The organism is Pandoraea sp. E26, from assembly GCF_000681415.1.
Classification (GTDB): domain Bacteria; phylum Pseudomonadota; class Gammaproteobacteria; order Burkholderiales; family Burkholderiaceae; genus Pandoraea; species Pandoraea pnomenusa.
In genome coordinates this window covers 325405-348920 of the sequence record NZ_AYXJ01000002.1, presented here as the reverse complement: position 1 = coordinate 348920, position 23516 = coordinate 325405, and the positions used below count along the sequence as shown (strand labels likewise).

At 64.4% G+C, this 23516-nt stretch carries 20 protein-coding genes; 5 read left to right on the top strand and 15 right to left on the bottom strand.

The features are described from left to right. Positions 1–47 precede the first annotated feature (47 nt). The 15 genes from W930_RS0101660 to W930_RS0101590 all read right to left on the bottom strand — a co-directional run bounded on the left by W930_RS0101660 (position 48) and on the right by W930_RS0101590 (position 15750). Positions 48–713 (bottom strand): phosphoribosylanthranilate isomerase, encoded by a 666-nt coding sequence (locus W930_RS0101660; protein WP_029754106.1) that lies wholly within the window; start codon positions 711–713, stop codon positions 48–50. After that, the gene (gene truA / locus W930_RS0101655; RefSeq protein ID WP_023596594.1) at positions 710–1510 is read right to left on the bottom strand and encodes a tRNA pseudouridine(38-40) synthase TruA; all 801 of its coding nucleotides are present in this window, start codon (positions 1508–1510) and stop codon (positions 710–712) included. Before truA ends, W930_RS0101660 begins: the two co-directional genes overlap by 4 nt. A gap of 83 nt (positions 1511–1593) precedes the next feature. After that, positions 1594–4698, bottom strand: coding sequence for a FimV/HubP family polar landmark protein (locus W930_RS0101650; protein WP_023873900.1), 3105 nt, complete (start codon positions 4696–4698; stop codon positions 1594–1596). A 179-nt stretch (positions 4699–4877) separates the two neighbouring features. After that, positions 4878–6008 carry an aspartate-semialdehyde dehydrogenase gene (gene asd, locus W930_RS0101645; RefSeq protein ID WP_023596596.1) on the bottom strand — a complete coding sequence of 377 codons (1131 nt, stop codon included), beginning with the start codon at positions 6006–6008 and terminating at the stop codon, positions 4878–4880. A 60-nt stretch (positions 6009–6068) separates the two neighbouring features. Next, a complete protein-coding gene (gene leuB / locus W930_RS0101640; protein WP_023596597.1) occupies positions 6069–7136 on the bottom strand; it encodes a 3-isopropylmalate dehydrogenase in 1068 nt (355 codons plus the stop codon). A gap of 34 nt (positions 7137–7170) precedes the next feature. Further along, entirely contained in the window at positions 7171–7821 is a 651-nt protein-coding gene (leuD, locus tag W930_RS0101635) for a 3-isopropylmalate dehydratase small subunit (protein WP_023873898.1), read from the bottom strand. A gap of 120 nt (positions 7822–7941) precedes the next feature. Beyond that, positions 7942–8070 (bottom strand): entericidin A/B family lipoprotein, encoded by a 129-nt coding sequence (locus W930_RS0101630; protein WP_023596599.1) that lies wholly within the window; start codon positions 8068–8070, stop codon positions 7942–7944. Positions 8071–8125: 55 nt separating this feature from the next. After that, the gene (leuC, locus tag W930_RS0101625) at positions 8126–9535 is read right to left on the bottom strand and encodes a 3-isopropylmalate dehydratase large subunit (protein ID WP_023596600.1); all 1410 of its coding nucleotides are present in this window, start codon (positions 9533–9535) and stop codon (positions 8126–8128) included. Between the two features lie 279 nt (positions 9536–9814). Next, the gene (gltA, locus tag W930_RS0101620; RefSeq protein ID WP_023596601.1) at positions 9815–11116 is read right to left on the bottom strand and encodes a citrate synthase; all 1302 of its coding nucleotides are present in this window, start codon (positions 11114–11116) and stop codon (positions 9815–9817) included. Positions 11117–11146: 30 nt separating this feature from the next. Beyond that, on the bottom strand, positions 11147–11419 hold the full coding sequence (locus W930_RS0101615; protein WP_023596602.1) for a succinate dehydrogenase assembly factor 2: 273 nt from the start codon (positions 11417–11419) through the stop codon (positions 11147–11149). Between the two features lie 10 nt (positions 11420–11429). Beyond that, positions 11430–12134, bottom strand: a complete 705-nt coding sequence (locus tag W930_RS0101610) for a succinate dehydrogenase iron-sulfur subunit (protein WP_023873897.1) — start codon at positions 12132–12134, stop codon at positions 11430–11432. A 12-nt stretch (positions 12135–12146) separates the two neighbouring features. Continuing rightward, positions 12147–13922: a succinate dehydrogenase flavoprotein subunit gene (gene sdhA / locus W930_RS0101605; protein WP_023596603.1), complete on the bottom strand. Its 1776-nt coding sequence runs from the start codon at positions 13920–13922 to the stop codon at positions 12147–12149. A gap of 3 nt (positions 13923–13925) precedes the next feature. Beyond that, positions 13926–14291, bottom strand: a complete 366-nt coding sequence (gene sdhD / locus W930_RS0101600; RefSeq protein ID WP_023873896.1) for a succinate dehydrogenase, hydrophobic membrane anchor protein — start codon at positions 14289–14291, stop codon at positions 13926–13928. A 1-nt stretch (position 14292) separates the two neighbouring features. After that, entirely contained in the window at positions 14293–14706 is a 414-nt protein-coding gene (gene sdhC, locus W930_RS0101595) for a succinate dehydrogenase, cytochrome b556 subunit (RefSeq protein ID WP_023596605.1), read from the bottom strand. Between the two features lie 201 nt (positions 14707–14907). After that, positions 14908–15750 carry a GntR family transcriptional regulator gene (locus W930_RS0101590; RefSeq protein ID WP_023596606.1) on the bottom strand — a complete coding sequence of 281 codons (843 nt, stop codon included), beginning with the start codon at positions 15748–15750 and terminating at the stop codon, positions 14908–14910. 343 nt (positions 15751–16093) lie between these two features. Here W930_RS0101590 and W930_RS0101585 point away from each other — a divergent pair, with 343 nt between their 5' ends. The 5 genes from W930_RS0101585 to W930_RS0101565 all read left to right on the top strand — a co-directional run bounded on the left by W930_RS0101585 (position 16094) and on the right by W930_RS0101565 (position 23476). Continuing rightward, positions 16094–17077 (top strand): malate dehydrogenase, encoded by a 984-nt coding sequence (locus W930_RS0101585; RefSeq protein ID WP_023873895.1) that lies wholly within the window; start codon positions 16094–16096, stop codon positions 17075–17077. Between the two features lie 585 nt (positions 17078–17662). Next, a complete protein-coding gene (locus tag W930_RS0101580; protein ID WP_023873894.1) occupies positions 17663–18154 on the top strand; it encodes a hypothetical protein in 492 nt (163 codons plus the stop codon). Between the two features lie 215 nt (positions 18155–18369). Continuing rightward, the gene (gene acnA, locus W930_RS0101575) at positions 18370–21078 is read left to right on the top strand and encodes an aconitate hydratase AcnA (protein ID WP_023596609.1); all 2709 of its coding nucleotides are present in this window, start codon (positions 18370–18372) and stop codon (positions 21076–21078) included. 350 nt (positions 21079–21428) lie between these two features. Continuing rightward, on the top strand, positions 21429–22916 hold the full coding sequence (locus tag W930_RS0101570; RefSeq protein WP_023596610.1) for a DNA-3-methyladenine glycosylase 2 family protein: 1488 nt from the start codon (positions 21429–21431) through the stop codon (positions 22914–22916). Beyond that, a complete protein-coding gene (locus W930_RS0101565) occupies positions 22913–23476 on the top strand; it encodes a methylated-DNA--[protein]-cysteine S-methyltransferase (RefSeq protein ID WP_023873893.1) in 564 nt (187 codons plus the stop codon). Before W930_RS0101570 ends, W930_RS0101565 begins: the two co-directional genes overlap by 4 nt. Positions 23477–23516 lie beyond the last annotated feature (40 nt).

Sequence of the window (23516 nt, the reverse complement as noted above, 5' to 3'; positions counted from 1 at the left end):
TCTTCGCAGTACCGGTGCGCGGCCCTTGCGGCCGCCCCGGCGGGTTGCTATTCGGTGTCGGCGGCACGCACTGCGTGCACGAACGCCGTCATGCGGGCGGGATCCTTCACGCCCCGCGACGCCTCCACACCGCTCGACACGTCGACGGCGTACGGCGCCACCCGGCCGATGGCTTCAGCAACGTTGTGTGCGTTCAAGCCACCACTCAAAACGGCCCGACGCGCGATGTCTTTTGGAATAAGTGACCAATCGAAAACCTTTCCTCCACCGCCATAGCCCTCGACCAGGGCGTCGAGCAAGATGCCTTGCGCGGCGGTGTATGCCTGAGCGAATTGTAGCAAATCGCCGCTGTCTTTCGTCTCCGGGCCGATACGCATGGCGCGCATGTAGGGACGGTTCCCGGCCGCGGCCGACAACGCCGCGCATTGCTCGGGCGTTTCGTCCCCATGGAACTGGAGGCTGGTGAGCGGCACGGCCTCGACGGTTCGGGCGATCTCGTCGGGTGCGGCGTTGACGAACAGGCCGACCAGACTCACGTACGGCGGCACCCGCCGGGCCAGTTCGGCCGCACGCGCCAGCCCCACATAGCGGGGACTGGGCGGATAGAACACGAGGCCGATCGCGTCGACGCCAAGCGCCACCGCGTGGTCGATGTCCGCCGCCTGAGACAAGCCGCAGATCTTGATTCGCGTACGGGAGTTGAAGGAATTCATGAACGGGCCCACGGCATCGGAAATGGCCACGCAGCCCAGTTGGGCTCGGGCACGGCGAAACGCTCAGGATACCCCACGCGTGCCAGATACAGGCCATCGGGCATGAACGTCGGCGCGGCCTGACGGCGGTCCAGACTCGCGAGCACGTGCGCCATCCAGCTCGCCGGCTGGCGCCCACGGCCGATCGCCACCAGGCATCCCATGATGTTGCGCACCATGTGGTGCAGGAAGGCGCTTGCGCGAAAGCGGAACACGAAGAAGTGCCCCTGCTGCTCGATATCGATGCCATAGAGATGCTTGACCGGCGTTTTCGCCTGGCATTCGGACGACCGGAACGCTGAGAAGTCGTGCTCGCCCACGAGTGCCTGGCCGGCGGTGCGCATGGCGTCGAGATCGAGCGGCGTGTGCAGCCAGCCGCAGCGACCGTCGAGCAGCGGGGAGCGCACCGGATGCACGTACAGCACATAGAAGTAGGTGCGCTCGAACGCCGCGAATCGTGCGTGAAAATCGTCCGGCATCGCCTGCGCCCATTGCACGGCAACCGTTTTCGGCAGGAACGCGTTGACGCCGCGCACCCACGAAAACATCGCCCGGTCCAGTTCCGTGTCGAAGTGTACGACCTGACCAATGCCGTGCACACCGGTGTCGGTGCGGCCCGCGACCGTCGTGGGCAACGCCACGCCGCCGAATTCCCGCAATGCGGCTTCGAGCGCCTGCTGCACGGTGTTGCCGTGCGGCTGCGATTGCCAGCCGGAGAACGCCGTGCCGTCGTAATGGATGCCCAGTGCGATTCGCATATGAAAAAGAAAAATGGGCGCCCAAGCTTCGGGCGCCCCAAACTACGGTCAATCTGTGGTGTGTTCGCCGGTGTGCCGCCGCGTCACTTGCCAAGCTCGGCCAGCCGCGCACGCGCGACCGACTGTTGCGCGGCGTCGCCGCCGGCGATCACCTCCTCGAGCAGCTCGCGCGCGCCATCGTCGTCGCCGATGGTCTGGTACGCCGCCGCCAGTTCGAGCTTCGTGTGGAACTCGTCGGGCACGTCCGCCTCTGTCGCGCGCGGGACAATCGGCGCGGGCGACACGTCCTGCGCCTGCGGTGCCGCGGGCTCACCTGCATACGACGTGGCAGGCGTGGTCGGTGACAACGGCGCATGGGCCTCATGCGCCACGAGCGCCTCGGTCCCCGTTGGCACGGGCAATACCGGCGCGCTCGCCGATGCGGACGCCGGTGAAGCCTCGTCGCCCTTCAGGTCGAGACTGAAATCGGACAGGTCGAACGACAGCGGCTTGAGCGACGGCGCCTCGTGTGCGGCGTCGGTGTAGCTACGCGGCGCTTCCTCGGCGCTGGCGGCCTGCCGCATCGCGGCATCGAAATCCTCGTCGCTGAGTTCGTCGCCCGGCTCGTCGGCGGCGTCGTTGTTCGCGTCGTCCGATGCGTCGGCGCCGTGATGCGCGGCCGCCTGCTCATGCAACGGATGCCCCGGCGGCGCCATCGTGAACTGGACCGAACCGATGCCCTGCGAGAGCGACGGCAAGGCGCCGCTGGAAATCGTCCCCACATGCGCCGGCTGGCCCGGAATGCCGAGATCCAGATCGCCAAGCATGCCGGCAACGCCGCCCTTTGGCGCCGCTTGCGTGGACAGTTGGGCCAGCAGTTCCTCGCTCGTCCCGGACGCCGGTTCACGCGAGCTCTCCGACGCAGGCACGGCCTCGAGCTCGGATGCCGGTTCGGCATGTGCTGCGAATGCGGCCGTCGGTTCGGGAGCCACACTGCCAACAGCCGCCGCCGCGTTCAGGGCTTCGAGCGATGCGAGGCTCGCCGCCATCGGATCGGGATGTGCGGCAGGCGCATCGCCCACGGCGACGGTCGGCTCCACCTCGCCGGCTTGCTCCGCAAAAGCGGCATCCCAATCAATGTCCTGCTCGTCGGCGCCGTCCGCTGTCGATTCCCCGGCGTGGGCGCCGTCGGCAACCAGGTGCTCGTGATCAATTTCAGACGCTTCAGCCGTTTCAGCAGGTTCAGCCGTTTCAGCAGTTTCAGCCGTTTCCAAAGGCGGGAACGCCTCGGGCGCCCTGGATGCCTCGTCGAGGCCCGCGGCAAGCTCGTCGTCCGGCGAGTCCTGCGCCGCCTCCCATTCGTCCGGCACGACGGATTCAGCCGCGGCCAGCGTATCCTCCGGCGTCGACCACGCATCGTCGGCCGACGGATGCAGATGTTCGTCCGCCTCCGCCTGATTTGCCGCGTAAAGCGCTGCCGCGCCGGCGGCGGCGCCCGCAACACCGGCAGCCGCGACGCCATGCACGCCCGGCGACGCGCTCTCGGGCGCATGGTGTCCCGCGGGATCGTCGTCATACCCCCGCGAAGCTTCGGGCCCCTCGCGACCGTCGTCGTACGGCCCGGGCTGCCCCACTGGCGGCTCGGCGCGGCGACGGCGCATCAGCGCCCACAAGCCGAGCAACACCACCAGCACGCCCGCGCCGGGAAGCACATAGGGGTTCTGGGTCACGGCACGCCAGTTCATCCCCGCGTTCGGCGTGGCATTTGCCGCGGCGGCTGCGCCCGCCGATGCACTGGCCGCTAACGGCGCGCTGGCGGCGGTCGCATCGCTTGCGGACGCTGCCGCGGTTGCCTCGGACGCGGTTGCCGAGGCATCCGAGGCGGCTTCGCCGACGATGGCCGTGGCTTCGGAGGCCGTCGCGGCACTGGCGCCCGCGCCCTCCGCCTTCGCGTCCGGCACTTGCGCGCCGTCGGCTGCCTTCGGCGCCGTCTGGGCCACCGCAGGTGCGTTCTTACTGCCTTCCGCAGGCTTTGCCGTCTTGTCCTGCGCAGGCGCCCCGGAAGCGGTGGCGGCCTGCTCCTCCAGCTTCGCGGCGGCCTGATTCTTCATCGCCAACAGCTTCTGGAGATCTGCTACGTTCTTCTGCAACTCATTCACCCTGCCCTGGGCCTCGGCCTGTGCCTTGCCCTGGGCGATTTGCTCTTCTTCGCTGCCGCCGGAGCGTCCGGCCGAGCCGCCCGCCCCACCCTTGCCGGGTCGCGACAGCTTCAATTCATCGCGCGTGGCGGGGGCGGCGGCTTCCGGCGCCTTGCCCGCTTCGATCGCGCCCTGTGCACTGCGGCCACCGGCCGGTGCCGCCTGCTGCGCCGTCGAATCGGCCAGCCGCGCGCGATACGCATCAAACTGTTCCCGCGCGGCAGACACGAACTTGTGCGCCTGCGCGGGAGGAATACTCTGCACCTGTGCATCGGCAGGACGCGTCAACGTCACGCCCTGGCGCAACCGGTTCGGATCGTTGCCAATGAATGCCGAGCGGTTCGCTTCGAACAGCGCGGTCATCATCTGCGCAAGGGTCGTGCCGCCCTCGCCGCCCGTAAATTCGCGGGCGATCGACGACAGTGAATCGCCACGGCCGACCTTGCGCGTGTCTTGCGCGTCTGCCGCGCCGCGAGCGGCGCTGGCCGCCGGGGCAGGCGCAGTCGGTACCGGGGCCGACGCCGACGCCGCCGACGCCGCCGACGCCGCCGACACAGGCGCTGCCGCCTGCGTCGTTGCCGCCGGCACGACTGCCTGCGGCTGCGCCAGACTGGCTTCAGGAATCGCCGAGAGGGTCACGGCGTTGGACTGTCGACCGGTACGCCATTCGACCACCAGCAACAGATCGAGGAATGACGTACTGACCGGCTCGGCCGAGTCGACGTGAACGAGATACGTTCCGCTATAGCCCGGCTCACGCCCACCGGTCGGCGAGACCGATACCGAGAGCTTGTCGAGCGTGGGGTCGTAGCGCAGACCGGCCTGCCTGAAGGCGTCGCGCGGCGCGAGTTTCACTGACAACCCGTCGGCTTCCGCCGGCGACACGTTGCCCAGCACGATCACGGCGCGCAACGGCTGGCCTGGGCCCGAGCGCACCTGTTGCGGGCCGAACTCGGCAGCACCGGCGTTGAGGAGCCCCAGGCTCCACAGGACAGCCGCCGCTGCGCTCAAGCGAAACGAATTACGGGACGAATTTGCGCGCTTGCCGGTCGAGTATTTCCGCACTGTGATCTTGTTTGCCTGTCAGTCGTTTGTCACTGGCAGCCCCTCACACGAGGGGTGCCTCCCAAAGCGCGGACGGCGGCCTCGCGGGCCGCCGTTCTTCATGCGCTACCGATGCACGACGACGCTCAAGCGTCGAGCAGGATCCGCAGCATGCGGCGCAGCGGCTCGGCCGCGCCCCACAGCAGTTGATCGCCCACCGTGAACGCCGACAGGTACTCCGGACCCATCGACATCTTGCGCAGGCGTCCCACCGGAATCGTCATCGTGCCGGTCACGGCGGCAGGCGTCAAATCGGTCATCGACGCCTCGCGCGTATTCGGCACCACCTTCACCCAGTCGTTTGCCTGGCCGATGATGTCGGTCAGTTCATCTAACGGCACATCCTTCGTAAGCTTGATGGTCAGTGCCTGGCTGTGGCAACGCATCGCACCGACACGCACGCACAGGCCGTCGACCGGAATGGCGCGGGTGCCCGGGAAGCCGTCGCCCAGACCCAGGATCTTGTTGGTCTCGGCGCCGCCCTTCCACTCTTCCTTCGACTGACCGTTGCCCAGGTCCTTGTCGATCCACGGAATCAGGTTGCCACCCAGCGGCACACCGAACTGCTTCGTTTCCTCGGCCGTCAGCGCGTGCTGCTTGGCGAGCACCTTGCGATCGATCTCGAGAATGGCCGAATGCGGATCGTCGAGCAGCGCCTTGACTTCGGCATTGATGCTGCCGAACTGCGTGAGCAGCTCGCGCATGTGCTGCGCGCCGCCGCCCGATGCCGCCTGGTACGTCATCGACGTCAGCCAGTCGACCAGACCGTGCTGGAACAGGCCGCCCAGACCCATCAGCATGCAGCTCACCGTACAGTTGCCGCCGATGAAGTTCTTCGTGCCCTTGGACAACGAATGCTTGATCACGTCGAGGTTGACCGGATCGAGCACGATGATCGCATCGTCCTTCATGCGCAGCGTCGATGCGGCGTCGATCCAGTAACCGTTCCACCCTGCCGCGCGAAGCTTCGGGAAGATCTCGGTCGTGTAGTCACCGCCCTGGCAGGTAATGATGATGTCGCATTTTTTCAGCTCGTTGACATCATTGGCGTCTTTCAGCGAAGTCTCGTTCTTCGCCATCGACGGGGCTTTGCCGCCCGCGTTGCTGGTGCTGAAAAACACCGGCTCGATCAAGGCGAAGTCGTTCTCCTGCTGCATGCGCTGCATCAGGACCGAACCGACCATGCCCCGCCAACCTACCAGACCTACGGTTTTCATTTATCCACTCTCTTATCGTTGCAATTGCGCCAAGGGGCGTCTCCCGACGCCCCGTCAGCGTTATAGCGCGGCAACCACCGCCGCGCCCATTTCGCGCGTACCGACCTTGGTCGCGCCTTCCTGCCAGATATCGGGCGTGCGCAACCCCTGCGCCAGCACCTTCTTGACTGCATTCTCCACGCGGTCGGCCTGTTCGGCCTTGCCCAGCGTGTAGCGCAGCATCATGGCGGCCGACAGGATCGTCGCCAACGGATTGGCCACGCCCTTGCCGGCGATGTCGGGAGCCGACCCGTGCGACGGCTCGTACAGCCCCTTGTTGTTGGCGTCGAGCGACGCCGACGGCAGCATGCCGATCGAACCGGTGAGCATCGCGGCCTCGTCCGACAGAATATCGCCGAACATGTTGCCAGTCACCACCACGTCGAAGTTCTTGGGGGCCTTGACCAGCTGCATCGCGGCGTTATCGACGTACATGTGCGACAGCTCGACCTCCGGATACTGCTTGGCGACCTCGACCATCGTGTCGCGCCACAGCTGCGAAGTCTCGAGCACGTTGGCCTTGTCGACCGAGCACAGGCGCTTGCCGCGCTTGGCCGCCGCCTGGAATGCCACGTGCGCGATGCGCTCTACTTCGGGCACGCTATAGCGCATGGTATCAAAACCTTCGCGCGCGCCTTCGAAAGCGCCGTCCGGCGACTGACGAAACCCCTTCGGCTGACCGAAGTAGATGTCGCCGTTGAGCTCACGGATGATCAGGATATCGAGCCCCGCCACGATCTCCGGCTTCAGGCTCGACGCGTCGGCCAGCTCCTTGTACAGAATGGCCGGACGGAAGTTAGCGAACAGCTGCAGATGCTTGCGCAGCCCCAGAATCGCCTGCTCGGGACGCAATGCGCGCTCGAGCGAATCGTACTTCCAGTCGCCCACGGCGCCGAACAGGATCGCGTCGGCTTCCTTGGCCAGCTTGAGGGTGGCCTCCGGCAACGGATGGCCCGCGGCCTCGTAGCCGGCGCCGCCCACGGGCGCTGCCTCGAGTTCGAACTTTTCGCCAAGCGCATTGAGCACGTTGACGGCTTCCGTCACGATTTCCGGACCAATGCCGTCACCCGGCAACACAGCGATTTTCATGCAATCTCCTTGGATATGCCTGGAATGCGCGGGCTCAGCCCGGCAAACGCGTTGCGAGCCACGGCTGCCTGGCAAGCCGCTCGGCCTCGTAGGCGCGAATCTTGTCGGCGTGACGCAGCGTCAGGCCGATATCGTCGAAGCCGTTCAACAGGCAGTACTTGCGAAACGGCGCGATATCGAACTCATAGGCGCGGCCGTCCGACGTGATCACGGCCTGCTTGTCCAGATCGATCGTCAACTGATAGCCGTTGAATGCCGCCGTCTCGTTGAACAGGTGATCGACCTGCATCTCGCTCAGCGCGATCGGCAGCAAGCCGTTCTTGTAGCAGTTGTTGAAGAAGATGTCGGCAAAGCTCGGCGCGATCACCGCGCGGAACCCGTATTGTTGCAGCGCCCACGGCGCGTGTTCACGCGAGCTGCCGCAGCCGAAGTTCTTGCGGGCGAGCAGAATCGTCGCGCCCTGGAAGCGAGGCTGGTTAAGCACGAAGTTCGGGTTGAGCGGACGCGTGCTGCAGTCCTGGCCCGGCTGACCGACATCGAGATAACGCCACTCGTCGAACAGGTTCGGACCGAAGCCCGTACGCTTGATCGACTTCAGGAATTGCTTGGGGATGATCGCGTCGGTATCGACGTTCTCGCGATCCAGCGGTGCCACCAGCCCCGTATGGACGGTAAATTTTTCCATCACGAACCACCTGATCAAAACAGTTCGGCTGCGGCCCGCATCCGCGATGCGCAAGCCGTCACAACCGGAAATTTCGTAGGTGCGCGCGCCGGGAATCCCCGCGCGACGCGCACCGTCGCATCACTTCTTCGCGGCGTTTTCGAGCGCCGAGCCAGCGGCTTGCGTATCCTTGCCCAGGCCCGCCATCGTGTTGCAACCTGCCACACCCAGGAGCAACACCGCACCGATCAGCATCCACAGTTTCTTCATGGTTTTGTCTCTGTCAAAGCTAGTGTCAAACGACGGATAAATCGATGCGAACGCGTCAAACGAGGCGACGCACGTCGACGAAGTGCCCCTCGATGGCCGCGGCGGCCGCCATGGCCGGGCTCACCAGATGGGTGCGTCCTCCGGCGCCCTGACGGCCTTCGAAGTTGCGGTTCGAGGTCGAGGCGCAGCGCTCGCCCGGTTCGAGCCGGTCGGCATTCATCGCCAGGCACATCGAGCACCCGGGCTCGCGCCACTCGAAGCCGGCCGCCTTGAAGACCTGGTCCAGCCCTTCCTGCTCGGCCTGATGCTTCACGAGCCCCGAGCCCGGCACGACCATGGCCAGACGCACGTTCGACGCCACCCGGCGCCCCAGCTTCTTCACGACGTAAGCCGCTGCGCGAATGTCTTCGATGCGCGAATTGGTGCACGATCCGATGAAGACCTTGTCGACGTTGATGCTCGACATGGGCGTGTCCGGCGTGAGTGCCATGTACTCGAGCGCTCGCTCCATGGCGCTGCGCTTGACCGGATCCTTCTCTTTCTCGGGGTCGGGCACGCGGTCCTCGATGCTCACCACCATTTCCGGCGACGTCCCCCAGCTCACCTGCGGACGCAGCGTGCTGGCGTCGATCTCGACCACATGGTCGAACTTGGCCCCGGCGTCGGTGTGAAACGTGCGCCAGTAGGCTTCGGCCTGCTCGAACTCCACGCCGGACGGCGAAAACGGTCGGCCCTTCACGTAATTGATGGTCGTGTCGTCCACCGCCACCAGACCGGCACGCGCGCCCGCCTCGATGGCCATGTTGCACACGGTCATGCGCCCTTCCATCGACAGCGCGCGGATCGCCGAGCCCGCGAATTCGATCGTGAAGCCCGTGCCGCCAGCCGTGCCGATCCTGCCGATGACGGCCAGCACGATGTCCTTGGCGGAGCAACCGCGCGGCAGCGTGCCTTCGACCTTCACGAGCATGTTCTTGCTCTTCTTCATGAGCAACGTCTGCGTGGCGAGCGTGTGCTCGACTTCGGAGGTGCCAATGCCGAACGCCAGCGCGCCGAACGCGCCGTGCGTGGACGTATGCGAGTCACCGCACACTACCGTCATGCCGGGCAACGTGGCGCCCTGCTCCGGGCCGATCACGTGCACGATGCCCTGACGGACGTCGTTCATCTTGAATTGGGTAATGCCGTAGTTGTCGCAGTTGCTGTCGAGCGTGTCGACCTGCAGACGCGAAATCGGATCGGCAATGCCTTGCGTACGGTCGGTGGTCGGCACGTTGTGGTCCGACACCGCGAGGTTGGCGGACAGGCGCCACACCGGACGCTGTGCGAGTTTTAGCCCCTCAAACGCTTGCGGACTGGTCACCTCGTGCAGCAGGTGACGGTCGATGTAGAGCAACGTGGTGCCATCGTCCTCGGTATGCACGACATGTGCATCCCACAATTTGTCATACAGCGTCTTGGCCATGATAAAAACGCGGGGCTAAATATGGTTCTGAGAACAAATATCGTTCTGGGAACTTTTGATTATGCCATAGCGCTTTCGCGCCGGCGGAATACGAAATCCCCGGAAAACCGGGCGGTAAACGCACGATCAACCGGGGATTTGTGCGAATCACGGCAGCGTGTGCCGTGGATTCGAATATAGCGCAACGAGGGCTCGCTGCGGGCCGCACCGCCTTGCCGTTTCGGCAAGGTTGCGGTGCCGGCACGGCAAGCGGGGGCCGTGCCGGGGGCCTCGACTCGCTTAGCGCTTGTCGATTGCCGTCACTTCGCGCGGCGTGTGGCCAATGAACAGCTGACGCGGACGACCGATCTTCTGGTCCGGCTCGCCGATCATCTCGTTCCACTGCGCGATCCAGCCCACGGTACGGGCCAGTGCGAAGATGCAGGTGAACATCGAGGTCGGGATGCCCAGCGCGCGCTGCACGATACCCGAGTAGAAGTCGACGTTCGGGTACAGCTTGCGCGACACGAAGTATTCGTCTTCCAGGGCGATCTTCTCGAGCTGCATGGCCAGCTTGAACAGCGGGTCGTCGTGCAGGCCCAGTTCGTTGAGCACTTCGTAGCACGTCTCGCGCATCAGCTTGGCACGCGGGTCGTAGTTCTTGTACACGCGGTGACCGAAGCCCATGAGCTTCACGCCCGAGTTCTTGTCCTTCACCTGCTTGATGAACTCGGGGATCTTGTCCGGCGAACCGATCTGCTCGAGCATGTTCAGCGCGGCTTCGTTCGCACCACCATGCGCCGGGCCCCACAGACAAGCGATACCGGCGGCGATACACGCGAACGGGTTCGCGCCCGACGAACCGGCCAGACGCACGGTCGACGTCGAAGCGTTCTGTTCGTGATCGGCGTGCAGGATCAGGATACGGTCGAGGGCGCGCACCAGCACGTCGTTGACTTCGTACTCTTCGCACGGGTTCGCGAACATCATGCGCATGAAGTTCGCGCTGTACGACAGGTCGTTGCGCGGGTACACGAACGGCTGACCGATGCTGTACTTGTACGCCATGGCCACGAGCGTCGGCAGCTTGGCGATCAGGCGGATGGCCGAGACTTCGCGATGCGTCGGGTTATTGATGTCGAGCGAGTCGTGGTAGAACGCGGACAGGGCGCCGACCGAGCCGGTCAGTACGGCCATCGGGTGCGCGTCGCGACGGAAGCCACGGAAGAAGAAGTTCATCTGCTCGTGAACCATCGTGTGACGGGTGACCGTCTTCACGAACTCTTCCTTCTGCTGCGCGTTCGGCAGCTCGCCCTTGAGCAGCAGGTACGAGGTCTCGAGGAAGTCGCAGTGGGTCGCCAACTGCTCGATCGGGTAGCCGCGATACAGCAGCTCGCCCTTGTCGCCATCGATGTAGGTGATGGCCGAATTGCACGACGCCGTCGACATGAAGCCCGGGTCATACGTGAACTTGCCAGTCTGGCCGTACAGCTTACGGATGTCGATTACATCCGGGCCCATCGTTCCCTTGTAGATCGGCAGCTCGACGCTAGGCGAATCGTCAGAGAAAGATAGGGTGGCTTTAACTTCAGACGGAGTCATATCGCTTCCTCAAAAAAATACTGTAAACCCCTACACGGCACGCAAAAGCGCCAGCAGGCGCTGCACGTCCGGCCCGTCCAGATCCGCCTCGGGCTCTTTACGCGCTAGCAGCAGATCCATCAAATCGTTGTCGCTCAAATCGAGCAGCTTCGTGAGCGCGCCCACATCCTCGTCGGTCATCGACGCTTCGTATTTGGCGAAGAACCGTTCGAGGATAAGGTCGTTTTCCAGCAAACCGCGGCGTGCCCGCCAGCGCAGGCGGGCACGTTTGACCGGATCGGACTGGTGAGTGGTATCCGGCATGATCGATGGGTCAGACGGCGCGACGCACCATCAGCTCCTTGATCTTGCCGATCGCCTTCGTCGGGTTCAGCCCCTTCGGGCACACGTCCACGCAGTTCATGATCGTATGGCAGCGGAACAGGCGATACGGATCTTCCAGGTTGTCCAGACGTTCGCTGGTCGCCGTGTCGCGGCTGTCCGCGATGAAGCGATAGGCCTGGAGCAGACCGGCCGGGCCGACGAACTTGTCCGGATTCCACCAGAAGCTCGGGCACGACGTCGAGCACGAAGCGCACAGGATGCACTCGTACAGGCCGTCGAGCTCGTCACGCTGTTCGGGCGACTGCAGACGTTCCTTCTCCGGTGCCGGCTCGGGGTTGATCAGATACGGCTTGATCGAGTGGTACTGGTTGAAGAAGTGCGTCATGTCGACGATGAGGTCGCGAATGACGGGCAGGCCCGGCAACGGCTTGAGCACGATCTTGTTCGGCAGATCGTTCATGTTGGTCAGGCAGGCCAGACCGTTCTTGCCGTTGATGTTCATCGCGTCCGAACCGCACACGCCTTCACGGCAGGAGCGGCGGAAGGCGATACCTTCGTCGAGCTTCTTGAGCTTGACCAGGGCGTCGAGCAGCATGCGCTCATGACCGTCGAGTTCGACCTCGTAGGTCTGCATGTACGGTGCGGCGTCCTTGTCCGGATCGTAGCGGTAGACTTCAAAAATGCGTTTCATGATCTTGCGAATCCCTTAGAACGTCCGCGCCTTGGGCGGGACCGAGTCGACGGTCAGCGGCTTCATCTGCACCGGCTTGTATTCCAGACGGTTGCCTTCGCTGAAGAACAGCGAGTGGCGCATCCAGTTGGCGTCGTCGCGCTCCGGATAATCGCTGTGCGCGTGGGCGCCGCGGCTTTCCTTGCGGGCTTCGGCTGCGATCATGGTGGCCTTGGCCACTTCGATCAGGTTGTCGACTTCGAGCGCTTCCATGCGCGCCGTGTTGAACACCTTCGACTTGTCCTTCAGGTGGACGTGCGAGACACGCTCGGCCACTTGCTTGATCTCGTCAACGCCTTCCTTGAGCAGGTCTGACGTGCGGAACACGCCGGCGTGCTTCTGCATCGTCGCGCGGATATCGTTGGCGATGTCCTGGGCGTATTCACCCGAGCTCGACGCTTCCAGACGCCCCAGACGCGCGAGCGCGTTCTCGCCGGCATCGGCGGGCAGCGGCTTGTGTTCGCCGTGGTTCTTCACGAAATCGACGATGTGGTTGCCGGCCGCACGGCCGAACACCACCAGGTCGAGCAGCGAGTTCGTGCCCAGACGGTTCGCACCGTGGACCGACACGCACGAGCACTCGCCCACGGCGTAGAAGCCGTTGACCGGCACCGATGCGCCGTCCTTCTGCATGACGACCTGACCGTTGTAGTTCGTCGGGATGCCGCCCATCTGATAGTGAATGGTCGGCACGACCGGGATCGGTTCCTTGATCGCGTCCACGTTGGCGAACTTCAGCGCGATTTCACGGATCGACGGCAGACGCTTCATGATCGTCTCGGCACCGATGTGCGAGAGGTCGAGCAGCACGTAGTCGCCGTTCGGGCCGCAGCCGCGGCCTTCCTTGATTTCCTGGTCCATCGAACGCGACACGAAGTCACGCGGCGCCAGATCCTTCAGCGTCGGGGCATAGCGCTCCATGAAACGCTCGCCGTTCGAGTTGCGCAGAATACCGCCCTCGCCGCGCACGCCTTCGGTAATCAACACGCCCGCGCCGGCCACGCCGGTCGGGTGGAATTGCCAGAATTCCATGTCTTCGAGCGGAATGCCCGCACGCGCCGCCATGCCCAGACCGTCGCCGGTATTGATGAACGCGTTGGTCGACGCCGCGTAGACACGGCCGGCACCGCCGGTCGCGAACAACGTGCACTTGCCTTCGAGCAGGTAGACGTCACCGGTTTCGAGCTCCAGCGCCGACACGCCGAGGACATCGCCCTCTTCGTTGCGGATCAGGTCGAGCGCCATCCATTCCACGAAGAAGTGGGTCTTGGCAGCCACGTTCTGTTGATACAGCGTGTGCAGCAGCGCGTGACCGGTACGGTCGGCCGCCGCGCAAGCGCGCTGAACCGGCTTCTCGCCATAGTTGGCCGTGTGGCCGCCGAACGGGCGCTGGTAGATCGTGCCGTCCGGGTTACGGTCGAACGGCATGCCGAAGTGCTCGAGCTCGTAGACGGCGTTCGGCGCCTGGCGGCACATGAACTCGATCGCATCCTGGTCGCCGAGCCAGTCGGAACCCTTGATGGTGTCGTAGAAGTGATAGTGCCAGTTGTCTTCGCTCATGTTGCCGAGCGAAGCACCAATGCCGCCCTGTGCGGCGACGGTATGCGAACGGGTGGGGAACACCTTGGACAGCACGGCGACCGACAGACCGGCCTTGGCCAGTTGCAGCGACGCACGCATGCCCGAACCGCCTGCGCCCACGATGACAACGTCAAAGCGGCGGCGCGGCAGCGAATTTTTGATTGCAGCCATTCTTTACACTCTCCACAGAATCTGCGCGGCATAGCCGGCACAAGCCAGCAGCCAGACGATCGTCAGCGCGTACAGCGCCAGTCGCACACCGACCGGCTTGACGTAGTCCATCCAGATGTCGCGCACACCGACCCACGCGTGATAGAACAGCGCGAGCAGCGTGACGAACGTGGCCAGCTTCATCCACTGATGAGCGAAGATGCCGGCCCAGCCTTCGTAGGAGAAATCCTTGGCGGTGAAGAACCACACCAGCAGGATCACGGTGTACACGGCCATGATGACCGCGGTCATGCGTTGAGCGATCCAGTCGCGCAGGCCGTAGTGAGCCCCGACGACGAGACGCTTCGAACCAATATTGTTCTGTGCCATCTTAGAACGCTCCGAACAGCTTGAGGGCGACGGCCAGCGTCAGCACCAGCGACACGGCCAGGACGACCACCGCCGAATTCTTGCCACCTTCCTTGCTCACGGCATCGTGATTGAAGTCCATGCGCAGATGGCGCAGGCCAGCGCAGAAGTGGTGCAGGAAGCCCCACGACAAGGCAAGGATGACGAGTTTGACAAACCAGTTGGAGGCGATGCTTCGCAGAACGTCGAAGCTGAGTTCCGACGTGAGGCTCTGTTCGAACAAGAAAAGCGCGAACGGCAACAGAAGGAACAAGATCACACCGCTAATACGGTGCAGAATGGAAACGATACCAGCCGGCGGAAGACGGTACGTGACAATCTGTCCGATACCGATATTCCTGTAGACTGGCCGCTCTTTTTTTACCACTTCAGCCATGCTAGACCCCATGTAGTTACATCAGCTCCGGATTTTAGCGCCGATTCTAGTGCGTTGCACCATACCGGTTCCAAAGCGTCCGGAAATTCCTGCCAACGGCGCACGACACGCCGCCCCTCAAGCCCCCGACTCACGGTCGCGCACCGGCCACGACACCGACGCGCTCCCGGATGAGCCGCCCTACCTCTCAATTCAACGCTTTCAGCTCAGTTCGTTCTGGTAATGGTGTTCCGTGGTGACATACCAGCCCCGGCGCACTTCCACCGGCTTGTCCCCGTAAGTGTAGGAAACTCGTTCCACACTCAACAGCGGGAAACCCTTCGGCACCTTCAGCAAATCCGCGGTCATGTCGTCCGCGGCCACGGCGCGAACCTTTTCCACGGCGCGAATCATGCGCGTGCCGAACTCGTCTTCGAACAGGCCGTACATCGGCCCCTTGTATTCGTTGAGCTTCTCTGCGGTCAGGCCACGAAACAGCGCCCCCGGCAGCCAGATTTCGTCGAGGACCGTCGGACGGTCCGAGAAATCCATCATGCGCCGGATCAGGATCACGCCGTCGCCCGCGCGCAGCTCCAGCTGACGAGCGATCTCCGCCGGTGCGCGCATGCGGCGGCACTCGATCAGGCGACTTGGCGGGTGGTGAGGTTCGCCCGAATCGGGCGCAAGACGCAGAAACCGGAACTGCACCCGGTCCTCGTGGTGTGTCGCAACGAACGTGCCCCGCCCCTGACGGCGCACAAGCAGATTCTCGGCCGCAAGCTCGTCGATGGCTTTGCGCACCGTCCCCTGACTCACCTTGTAGCGGGCGGCCAGATCGACTTCGCTGGGAATGATTTCGCCGGGCTTCCACTCGCCGGCCTGCAGGCTCTGTGTGATGAGCCCCTTGATCTGCTGATAAAGCGGGCTGAAGGTCGGCGACGCTCCCGCGCCGGCCGCGCCCTGCTGAGCCTGGGAGCCCGGTGCGGCGTCGCGCGCGCTGTCCGGTCGCTGCTGGACATCGACGGGCGGCGTGGGGTTGGATGTGTCGCGAACGTTCGCATTCATGGCGGCGATTTGACCACAAATCAAGGCCTTCGTCCATCGAATAACAGCAATAATCCTATGTCTTATATAAGACATAAGATAGAGTTGACATTCGTGATGACGACTCCTACACTGACGCGGGCTAACAGGGGCCTGCAGCCGCAGCACCGCTATCTTATAAGAGAGTCGGGCGCTTCGCACACGTCGACGGCAGCACACCCCGCAGCCCGCAAGCTTCCGTAGGTCAAGGAATTTTAGAAGCTTCATATGACGCGGCGCTGTCAGCCTGGCAACCAAGATGCCACCCGGACGGCGAGCTTCTTCTGAGCTTCGCAGGAATTTGTACACGTCTGGAGAGATTCTCATGGCAAAACCCGCAATGCGTGTCGCCGTCACCGGCGCCGCTGGCCAAATCGGCTACTCCCTGCTGTTCCGCATCGCCAACGGCGACATGCTCGGCAAGGATCAGCCCGTCATCCTGCAACTGCTCGACCTCCCGCAAGCTCAAGCCGCCGTCAAGGGCGTCGTGATGGAGCTCGAGGACTGCGCGTTCCCGCTGCTCGCCGGCGTGGTCGTGACCGACGACCCGAAGGTCGCCTTCAAGGATGCCGACGTCGCCCTGCTGGTTGGTGCCCGTCCGCGCTCGAAGGGCATGGAGCGCAAGGATCTGCTCGAAGCCAACGGCGCGATCTTCACGGTGCAGGGCAAGGCCCTGGACGAAGTCGCCAGCCGCAACGTGAAGGTGCTGGTGGTCGGCAACCCGGCCAACACCAACGCCTACATCGCCATGAAATCGGCGCCGAACCTGCCGAAGGAAAACTTCACCGCGATGCTGCGCCTGGATCACAACCGCGCCCTGTCGCAGATCGCCGCGAAGACCGGCAAGCCGGTCGCCAGCATCGAGAAGCTGGCCGTGTGGGGCAACCACTCGCCGACGATGTACGCCGACTATCGCTTCGCCACGATCGACGGCAAGAGCGTCAAGGAAATGATCAACGACGACGTGTGGAACAACGACGTGTTCCTGCCGACCGTCGGCAAGCGCGGTGCGGCGATCATCGAAGCCCGCGGGCTGTCGTCGGCCGCTTCGGCTGCCAACGCCGCCATCGACCACATCCATGACTGGGTGCTCGGCTCGAACGGCAAGTGGGTCACGATGGGCATTCCGTCGGACGGCTCGTACGGCATTCCGGAAGACGTCATCTATGGCGTGCCGGTGATCTGCGAGAACGGTAAGTACAAGCGCGTGGAAGGCCTCGAAATCGACGCCTACTCGCGCGAAAAGATGGACTTCACGCTCAAGGAGCTCGAAGAAGAGCGCGCCGGCGTGGCACATCTGCTGGGCTAATCCCCCGGGGACCCGGCACCGTGCGACGCCACAAGCGTTGCACGGTGCCGGAACTGCGCCGGCGACCACCCCCAGCGCCGGCGCACTTCCCGCGCACTTCCCTTTATTGCACGGAAGATCCCAGCGCCTCTCGAATTTACAGTGTCGCGACGCCGCGCAGCCATCGCGGTATGCTAGACGCACTGTTTCTCGCAATATCGAGCGATTCCTTGGCCAAGCGAATGCAACGTCCGACTGCTGCAGAACGTGCATGGCACCGGCTCCCTGGTGTGCTGCTCGCGGCGTCCCTGCTGCACCGCCACATCCGGCGCCGTCCGCCGCGTTTGCTTCGCCAAGTTTTCCGCCCTTCGCGCACCGCGCCCCACCCAGACGGCTTGTCCGCGCACCAGCGTCTTCCCGACACGCCAGTCTTCCGGGTTCCATACCGCAATACCCACGCTCGCGCGACGCCGGCACCTGCCGTCGTCGCCGGTGGCGTCTGGCGCGAAGGAATTGAAAAAATTTGTATGGTGACGTCGAACGACGCGGACTTCGTACGATAATCTGCGCTTTTGTCAGCCCTTACTTTGTTTTCGGAGACTCACCATGAAGAAGCTTTGCCTGACCGCGCTGGTTGCCCTGTGCTCCACGGCGCTCGTACCGGCCGCGTTCGCTGCCGACACCCCGGCTCCGAAGCACAAGACGACCAAGAAGGCCGCGCCGAAGAAGAAGGCGCCGGCGAAGAAGGCGACGGTTGCTGCCGCCCCCGCCCAACCGGACGAAGGCTCGGAACTGTGGAGTTGCAAGGACAACGAGCGCCTGTTCCTGAAGGGCGACATGAAGCGCGACCAGATCCTGACGCTGTTCTGGTCGGGGCGCAATTACAAGTTGCCGCGCCAGCAGACGACGACCGGCGCCGACCGCTTCTATGACGCCGCCAGCGGCCTGGACCTGGTCGTGATTCCGGCCAAGGCCATGCTGTTCACGCACCGCGACGGCGGCGCCCGTCTGGCCGACGAATGCATGACGCACGCGATGGCCGAGCAGAACAAGCTGGCTCCGACGCAATCGAACGAACTGATCAAGGTGGCCAACTGAGCACCACCGGGTTGACGCCAACACGGAACGCATGACGCACCAGCCGCTTTCCTGCCGCTGCATCTGCAACATTCGCAATCTCTGCAAGACCCGTCGCACCGGCCATCCGGCGCAACGGGGCCGCAGCGGGCACACACGCCAGTGCCCGTGCGAAGCTGGCCCCCATTAATCGAATCACCACCGCTTCGTTTTTCTGTATCACTCAAGGAAAGATCATGGCCCACAACCTCCACAAAACGCTGAAAGAGTTCAAACTCGGCGGCGGCAAGAAAGGCAAGTTCTATTCGCTGCCCCAACTCGGTGAAGCCCTGGGTGTGAATGTCGCACGCCTGCCCGTGTCGATCCGTATCGTGCTCGAGTCGGTGCTGCGCAATTGCGACGGCAAGAAAGTGACCGAGGAGCATGTCCGCCAACTGGCTAACTGGAAGCCGAACGCCGAGCGCGTCGACGAAATCCCGTTCGTCGTGGCGCGCGTCGTGCTGCAGGATTTCACCGGTGTGCCGCTGCTGGCCGACCTTGCCGCCATGCGTAACGTGGCCGAACGCCAGGGCAAGAACCCGAAGCGCATCGAGCCGCTCGTGCCGGTGGATCTTGTGGTCGACCACTCGGTCCAGATCGATCACTTCCGCGAGAAGAAGGCGCTCGATCTGAACATGAAGCTGGAGTTCCAGCGCAATAACGAGCGCTATCAGTTCATGAAGTGGGGCATGCAGGCGTTCGACACGTTCGGCGTGGTGCAGCCCGGCTTTGGCATCGTGCACCAGGTGAACCTGGAATATCTGGCTCGCGGCGTGCACAAGAAGGACAACGTGTTCTATCCGGACACCCTCGTGGGCACGGACAGCCACACGACCATGATCAATGGCATCGGCGTGGTGGGCTGGGGCGTTGGCGGCATCGAAGCCGAAGCCGGCATGCTGGGCCAGCCGGTGTATTTCCTTACGCCGGACGTCGTGGGCGTGGAGCTCACGGGCCGTCTGCGAGAAGGCGTGACCGCGACCGATCTGGTGCTGACGATCACGGAAATGCTGCGCAAGGAGAAGGTCGTCGGCAAGTTCGTCGAGTTCTTCGGCGAAGGCACGACCAGTCTCGCGCTGCCGGACCGCGCCACCATCGCGAACATGGCGCCGGAATACGGCGCCACGATGGGCTTCTTCCCGGTCGATGAAAAGACGATCGATTACTTCAAGGGCACGGGCCGCACGAAGTCGGAGATCGACGCGTTCGAAGCGTATTTCAAGGCCCAGAAGCTCTTCGGCATTCCGAAGACGAACGAAATCGACTACACGAAGACGCTCACGCTGGACCTGGGCACGGTCGCACCGTCGCTGGCCGGACCGAAGCGCCCGCAGGACCGCATCGAGATCGGCAACGTAAAGTCGACGTTCAAGGATCTGTTCACGAAGCCGGTCGCCGAGAACGGTTTCAATCAGACCCAGGAGCAGCTCGACGCGACTTACAAGACGGAAAGCGGCATCGACGTGCGCAATGGCGACGTGCTGATCGCGGCCATCACGTCGTGCACGAACACGTCGAATCCGAGCGTGCTGCTCGCGGCCGGCCTGCTCGCCAAGAAGGCGGTGGAAGCCGGCCTGAAGGTCGCGCCGCACATCAAGACGTCGCTCGCCCCGGGAAGCCGTGTGGTTACCGAGTATCTCGAAGCCGCCGGCCTGCTGCCGTACCTGGAGAAGCTGGGCTTCGGCGTGACGGCATACGGCTGCACGACCTGTATCGGTAACGCCGGCGATCTGACGGCCGAGCTGAACGAGACGATCGTGAAGAACGATCTGGTCGCCGCCGCGGTGCTGTCGGGCAACCGCAATTTCGAAGCGCGCATTCACCCGAACATCCGCGCCAACTTCCTCGCTTCGCCGCCGCTGGTCGTCGCGTACGCCATCGCCGGCAACGTGACCCGCGACCTGATGACGGAGCCGGTCGGCAAGGGCAAGGGCGGCCGCGACATCTACCTGGGCGACATCTGGCCGACCAGCGAAGAGATCCACAAGTTGATGAAGTTCGCGATGAACGCGAAGGTCTTCAAGGCGAACTACGACACGGTGAAGGACCCGAGCCCGCTGTGGGCGAAGATCAAGGGCTCGAAGGGCCAGGTCTACGATTGGCCGACGTCGACGTACATCGCCGAGCCGCCGTTCTTCGAGGGCTTCGCGATGGAGCCGAATGCCGACATCAAGCCGATCCACGGCGCACGCGCGCTGGGCGTGTTCGGCGACTCCGTCACGACGGATCACATCAGCCCGGCGGGCTCGATCAAGGAAACGTCGCCGGCAGGCAAGTGGCTGCTCGAAAACGGCGTGCTCAAGGCGGACTTCAACAGCTACGGCTCGCGCCGCGGCAACCACGAGGTGATGATGCGCGGCACGTTTGCCAACGTGCGCATCAAGAACCTGATGATCCCGCCGAAGGAAGACGGCTCGCGCGTCGAAGGCGGCCTGACGATTCACCAGCCGAGCGGCGAGCAGTTGTCGATCTACGACGCCGCCATGAAGTACGTCGGCGAGAACACCCCGACGGTGGTGTTCGGCGGTGAGGAGTACGGCACGGGTTCGTCCCGCGACTGGGCAGCCAAGGGCACGCAACTGCTGGGCGTGAAGGCCGTCATCGCCCGCTCGTTCGAACGCATCCACCGCTCGAATCTGGTCGGCATGGGCGTGTTGCCCCTGCAGTTCAAGGGCTCGGACAGCGCGCAGTCGCTCGGCATCACGGGCGACGAGACGTTCGACATCGAAGGGCTGTCGACGGACATCAAGCCCCAACAGGATGTCACGCTGGTGATCCATCGCAAGAACGGCGATACGCAGAAGGTGCAGGTTCTGCTGCGCATCGACACGCCGATCGAGGTGGACTACTACAAGCACGGCGGCATCCTGCCGTTCGTGCTGCGTCAACTGCTCGCGGCCGCCTGATCGACATCGGCACAACGCCGATCCGCACTGCCGGGTAACGGGCCTCGCTCGTTGTCGGCAGTGCTTCAAAACCCGGCCTCGTGCCGGGTTTTTGTCGTTTACGGTTGCCGGAGATCATCGCTCCTTCCGCTAAATTGCCGCCCCCACGCCCCCCCGCCCCCCCGCTAACCCCGACCCCATCCGACCCATTCGACCCATCCGCAGCATTCGTCGCCATCTCCCCACGCCCCGGCGCACGAACCAGCGTTCGCCGCACCGGTATGCCGCTGTCATGTCCGAAAATGACTAGCCCGCGCCCTGTCTGGCGCGTAGAGTGGTGTCATGTTCCCCCGCCCTGCCGGACTTCTCCCATGACGCTCGACCCCGAGGTCTGCTACAAGGCCGTCTCCGCCCGCGACCGGCGCTTCGACGGCTGGTTCTTCGTCGGTGTCGCGTCGACCGGTATCTATTGCCGCCCGGTGTGCAATGTGCGCACGCCCCGCTTCGAGAACTGCTCGTTCTACGGCAGCGCCGCCGCTGCGGAAAAGGCCGGGTTCCGCCCCTGTCTCAAGTGCCGGCCGGAACTCGCCCCCGGCAGTGCCCGCTTCGATGCCACGCGCGAGCTCGCCGACGCCGCGGCGGCAATGATCGACGAAGGTTTTCTGAATCACGCGGACCTGCCGGCGCTCGCGGCACGCATCGGCATCACGGAGCGACATCTGCGCCGGATCTTTGCAGACGAATTCGGCGTATCGCCGGTCGAGTACGCGCAAACCCAGCGCCTGCTGCTCGCCAAGCGACTGCTCACCGACACGGCACTCCCCGTGACGGAGGTCGCGATGGCCGCAGGCTTCGGCAGCGTGCGACGCTTCAATGGCCTGTTCAAGACGCGATACGGCTTCCCGCCAGGACGCCTTCGCCAGAACGCCCGACATGCCGCCCTGCCCGACGGGGATCTCGTCTTCCAGCTCGCCTATCGCCCGCCGCTCGCGTGGCATGCCCTGCTCGATTTCCTCGGCGAGCGCGCCATCGAAGGTGTGGAGGTGCGCGAGGCGGACACATACACGCGAACCCTCGACATCGAACGTCAGGACGGCCGGATCGTTGCGGGCTGGTGCCGCGTGACCCCGCTGCCGGATCGCCACGCCCTGCAGGTGACCCTGCCACCGGCCCTGGCGGGGAGCGTGCCGCAGGTGCTGGGCAAGCTGCGTCACCTGTTCGATCTGGGCGCACGCCCGGATGTGATCGATTCGCACCTGGGCAAGCTGGCCGCCGCCACCCCGGGACTTCGCGTGCCCGGCGCCGTCGACGGGTTCGAGATCGCAATGCGGGCGATCGTCGGGCAGCAGATCACGGTCAAGGGCGCGCGCCGTCTGCTTGGCCGTCTGGCGCAGCGCTTCGGCACGCCGCTGCCCTCACCCGTGCATGGCCTGACCCATACGTTCCCGAGCGCGACGCAGATGCTTGCGGCTCCCGCGGACGCGATTGGCGAAGCCGGTATCATTCGAAGTCGAATTGCCGCGATTCACGGCGTCTCGAGGGCGATCGTGGAGGGCCGCCTGCGACTGGACCCGCTCGCACCGCTCGAGACGACCGTCGCCGCGTTGCTGGCGATCAAGGGCATCGGCCCATGGACGGCGCAGTACATTGCGATGCGTGCCCTCGGTTCGCCGGACGCGATGCCGGTGGATGATCTGGTGCTGCGCCAGGCGCTGGGCGTGGCGGACGGTCGTGGCGTGGCCGCACGCGCGGCCCGCTGGGCGCCCTGGCGTGCATACGCGGCGCTACATGTCTGGCGCGCGGCGGCACAGGGACCGGCAGGGCAACCTGTCGGGATTTTGCTGGAGGAAAGTGCATGACCCGCTATGAAACGTTCTACGACAGTCCGTTCGGTGAAATGCTGCTCGTCGCAAACGGCGAAGCGCTCACCGGCGTGTATTTCTCGCACCAGAAGGATTGGCCCGACAGCCAGGACGTGCGCCGTGACGGCGACGATCTTGCCGTGCTCGCCACGGCGAAGCAGCAACTCGATGAGTACTTTCACGAAGGCCGCCGCCTGTTCGAGCTGCCGCTCGCCCCGCAAGGCACCTCGTTTCAGCAGCAGGTGTGGGCCGAACTGCAACGCATTCCCTTCGGTGAAACGCGCAGCTACGGCGATCTCGCGCATGCACTGGGCGACGTCAACAAGTCGCGCGCGGTCGGCGCCGCAAACGGGCGGAATCCGATATCGATCATCGTCCCCTGCCACCGCGTGATCGGCGCGGACGGCACGCTGACAGGCTACGCCGGCGGACTGGAGCGCAAGCTGGCGCTGCTCTCGCTCGAAGGCGCCGCACTCGCGCCGGTCACCGGCACCGGCGCCCCGGCCACGCGTCGCACGCGACTGTCGGCGCCGGCCAATCTGGCCTTCGATTTCTGACGCCCGCCCCTCCCCGATCCGACGGGGACGACGCGATTCG

Coding starts and splice junctions, on each gene's coding strand:
- W930_RS0101660 (WP_029754106.1), bottom strand. CDS start 713: ATGAATTCCTTCAACTCCCGTACGCGAATCAAGATCTGCGGCTTGTCT.
- truA (WP_023596594.1), bottom strand. CDS start 1,510: ATGCGAATCGCACTGGGCATCCATTACGACGGCACGGCGTTCTCCGGC.
- asd (WP_023596596.1), bottom strand. CDS start 6,008: ATGAAAACCGTAGGTCTGGTAGGTTGGCGGGGCATGGTCGGTTCGGTC.
- leuB (WP_023596597.1), bottom strand. CDS start 7,136: ATGAAAATCGCTGTGTTGCCGGGTGACGGCATTGGTCCGGAAATCGTG.
- leuD (WP_023873898.1), bottom strand. CDS start 7,821: ATGGAAAAATTTACCGTCCATACGGGGCTGGTGGCACCGCTGGATCGC.
- W930_RS0101630 (WP_023596599.1), bottom strand. CDS start 8,070: ATGAAGAAACTGTGGATGCTGATCGGTGCGGTGTTGCTCCTGGGTGTG.
- leuC (WP_023596600.1), bottom strand. CDS start 9,535: ATGGCCAAGACGCTGTATGACAAATTGTGGGATGCACATGTCGTGCAT.
- gltA (WP_023596601.1), bottom strand. CDS start 11,116: ATGACTCCGTCTGAAGTTAAAGCCACCCTATCTTTCTCTGACGATTCG.
- W930_RS0101615 (WP_023596602.1), bottom strand. CDS start 11,419: ATGCCGGATACCACTCACCAGTCCGATCCGGTCAAACGTGCCCGCCTG.
- sdhA (WP_023596603.1), bottom strand. CDS start 13,922: ATGGCTGCAATCAAAAATTCGCTGCCGCGCCGCCGCTTTGACGTTGTC.
- sdhD (WP_023873896.1), bottom strand. CDS start 14,291: ATGGCACAGAACAATATTGGTTCGAAGCGTCTCGTCGTCGGGGCTCAC.
- sdhC (WP_023596605.1), bottom strand. CDS start 14,706: ATGGCTGAAGTGGTAAAAAAAGAGCGGCCAGTCTACAGGAATATCGGT.
- W930_RS0101590 (WP_023596606.1), bottom strand. CDS start 15,750: ATGAATGCGAACGTTCGCGACACATCCAACCCCACGCCGCCCGTCGAT.
- W930_RS0101585 (WP_023873895.1), top strand. CDS start 16,094: ATGGCAAAACCCGCAATGCGTGTCGCCGTCACCGGCGCCGCTGGCCAA.
- W930_RS0101580 (WP_023873894.1), top strand. CDS start 17,663: ATGAAGAAGCTTTGCCTGACCGCGCTGGTTGCCCTGTGCTCCACGGCG.
- acnA (WP_023596609.1), top strand. CDS start 18,370: ATGGCCCACAACCTCCACAAAACGCTGAAAGAGTTCAAACTCGGCGGC.
- W930_RS0101570 (WP_023596610.1), top strand. CDS start 21,429: ATGACGCTCGACCCCGAGGTCTGCTACAAGGCCGTCTCCGCCCGCGAC.
- W930_RS0101565 (WP_023873893.1), top strand. CDS start 22,913: ATGACCCGCTATGAAACGTTCTACGACAGTCCGTTCGGTGAAATGCTG.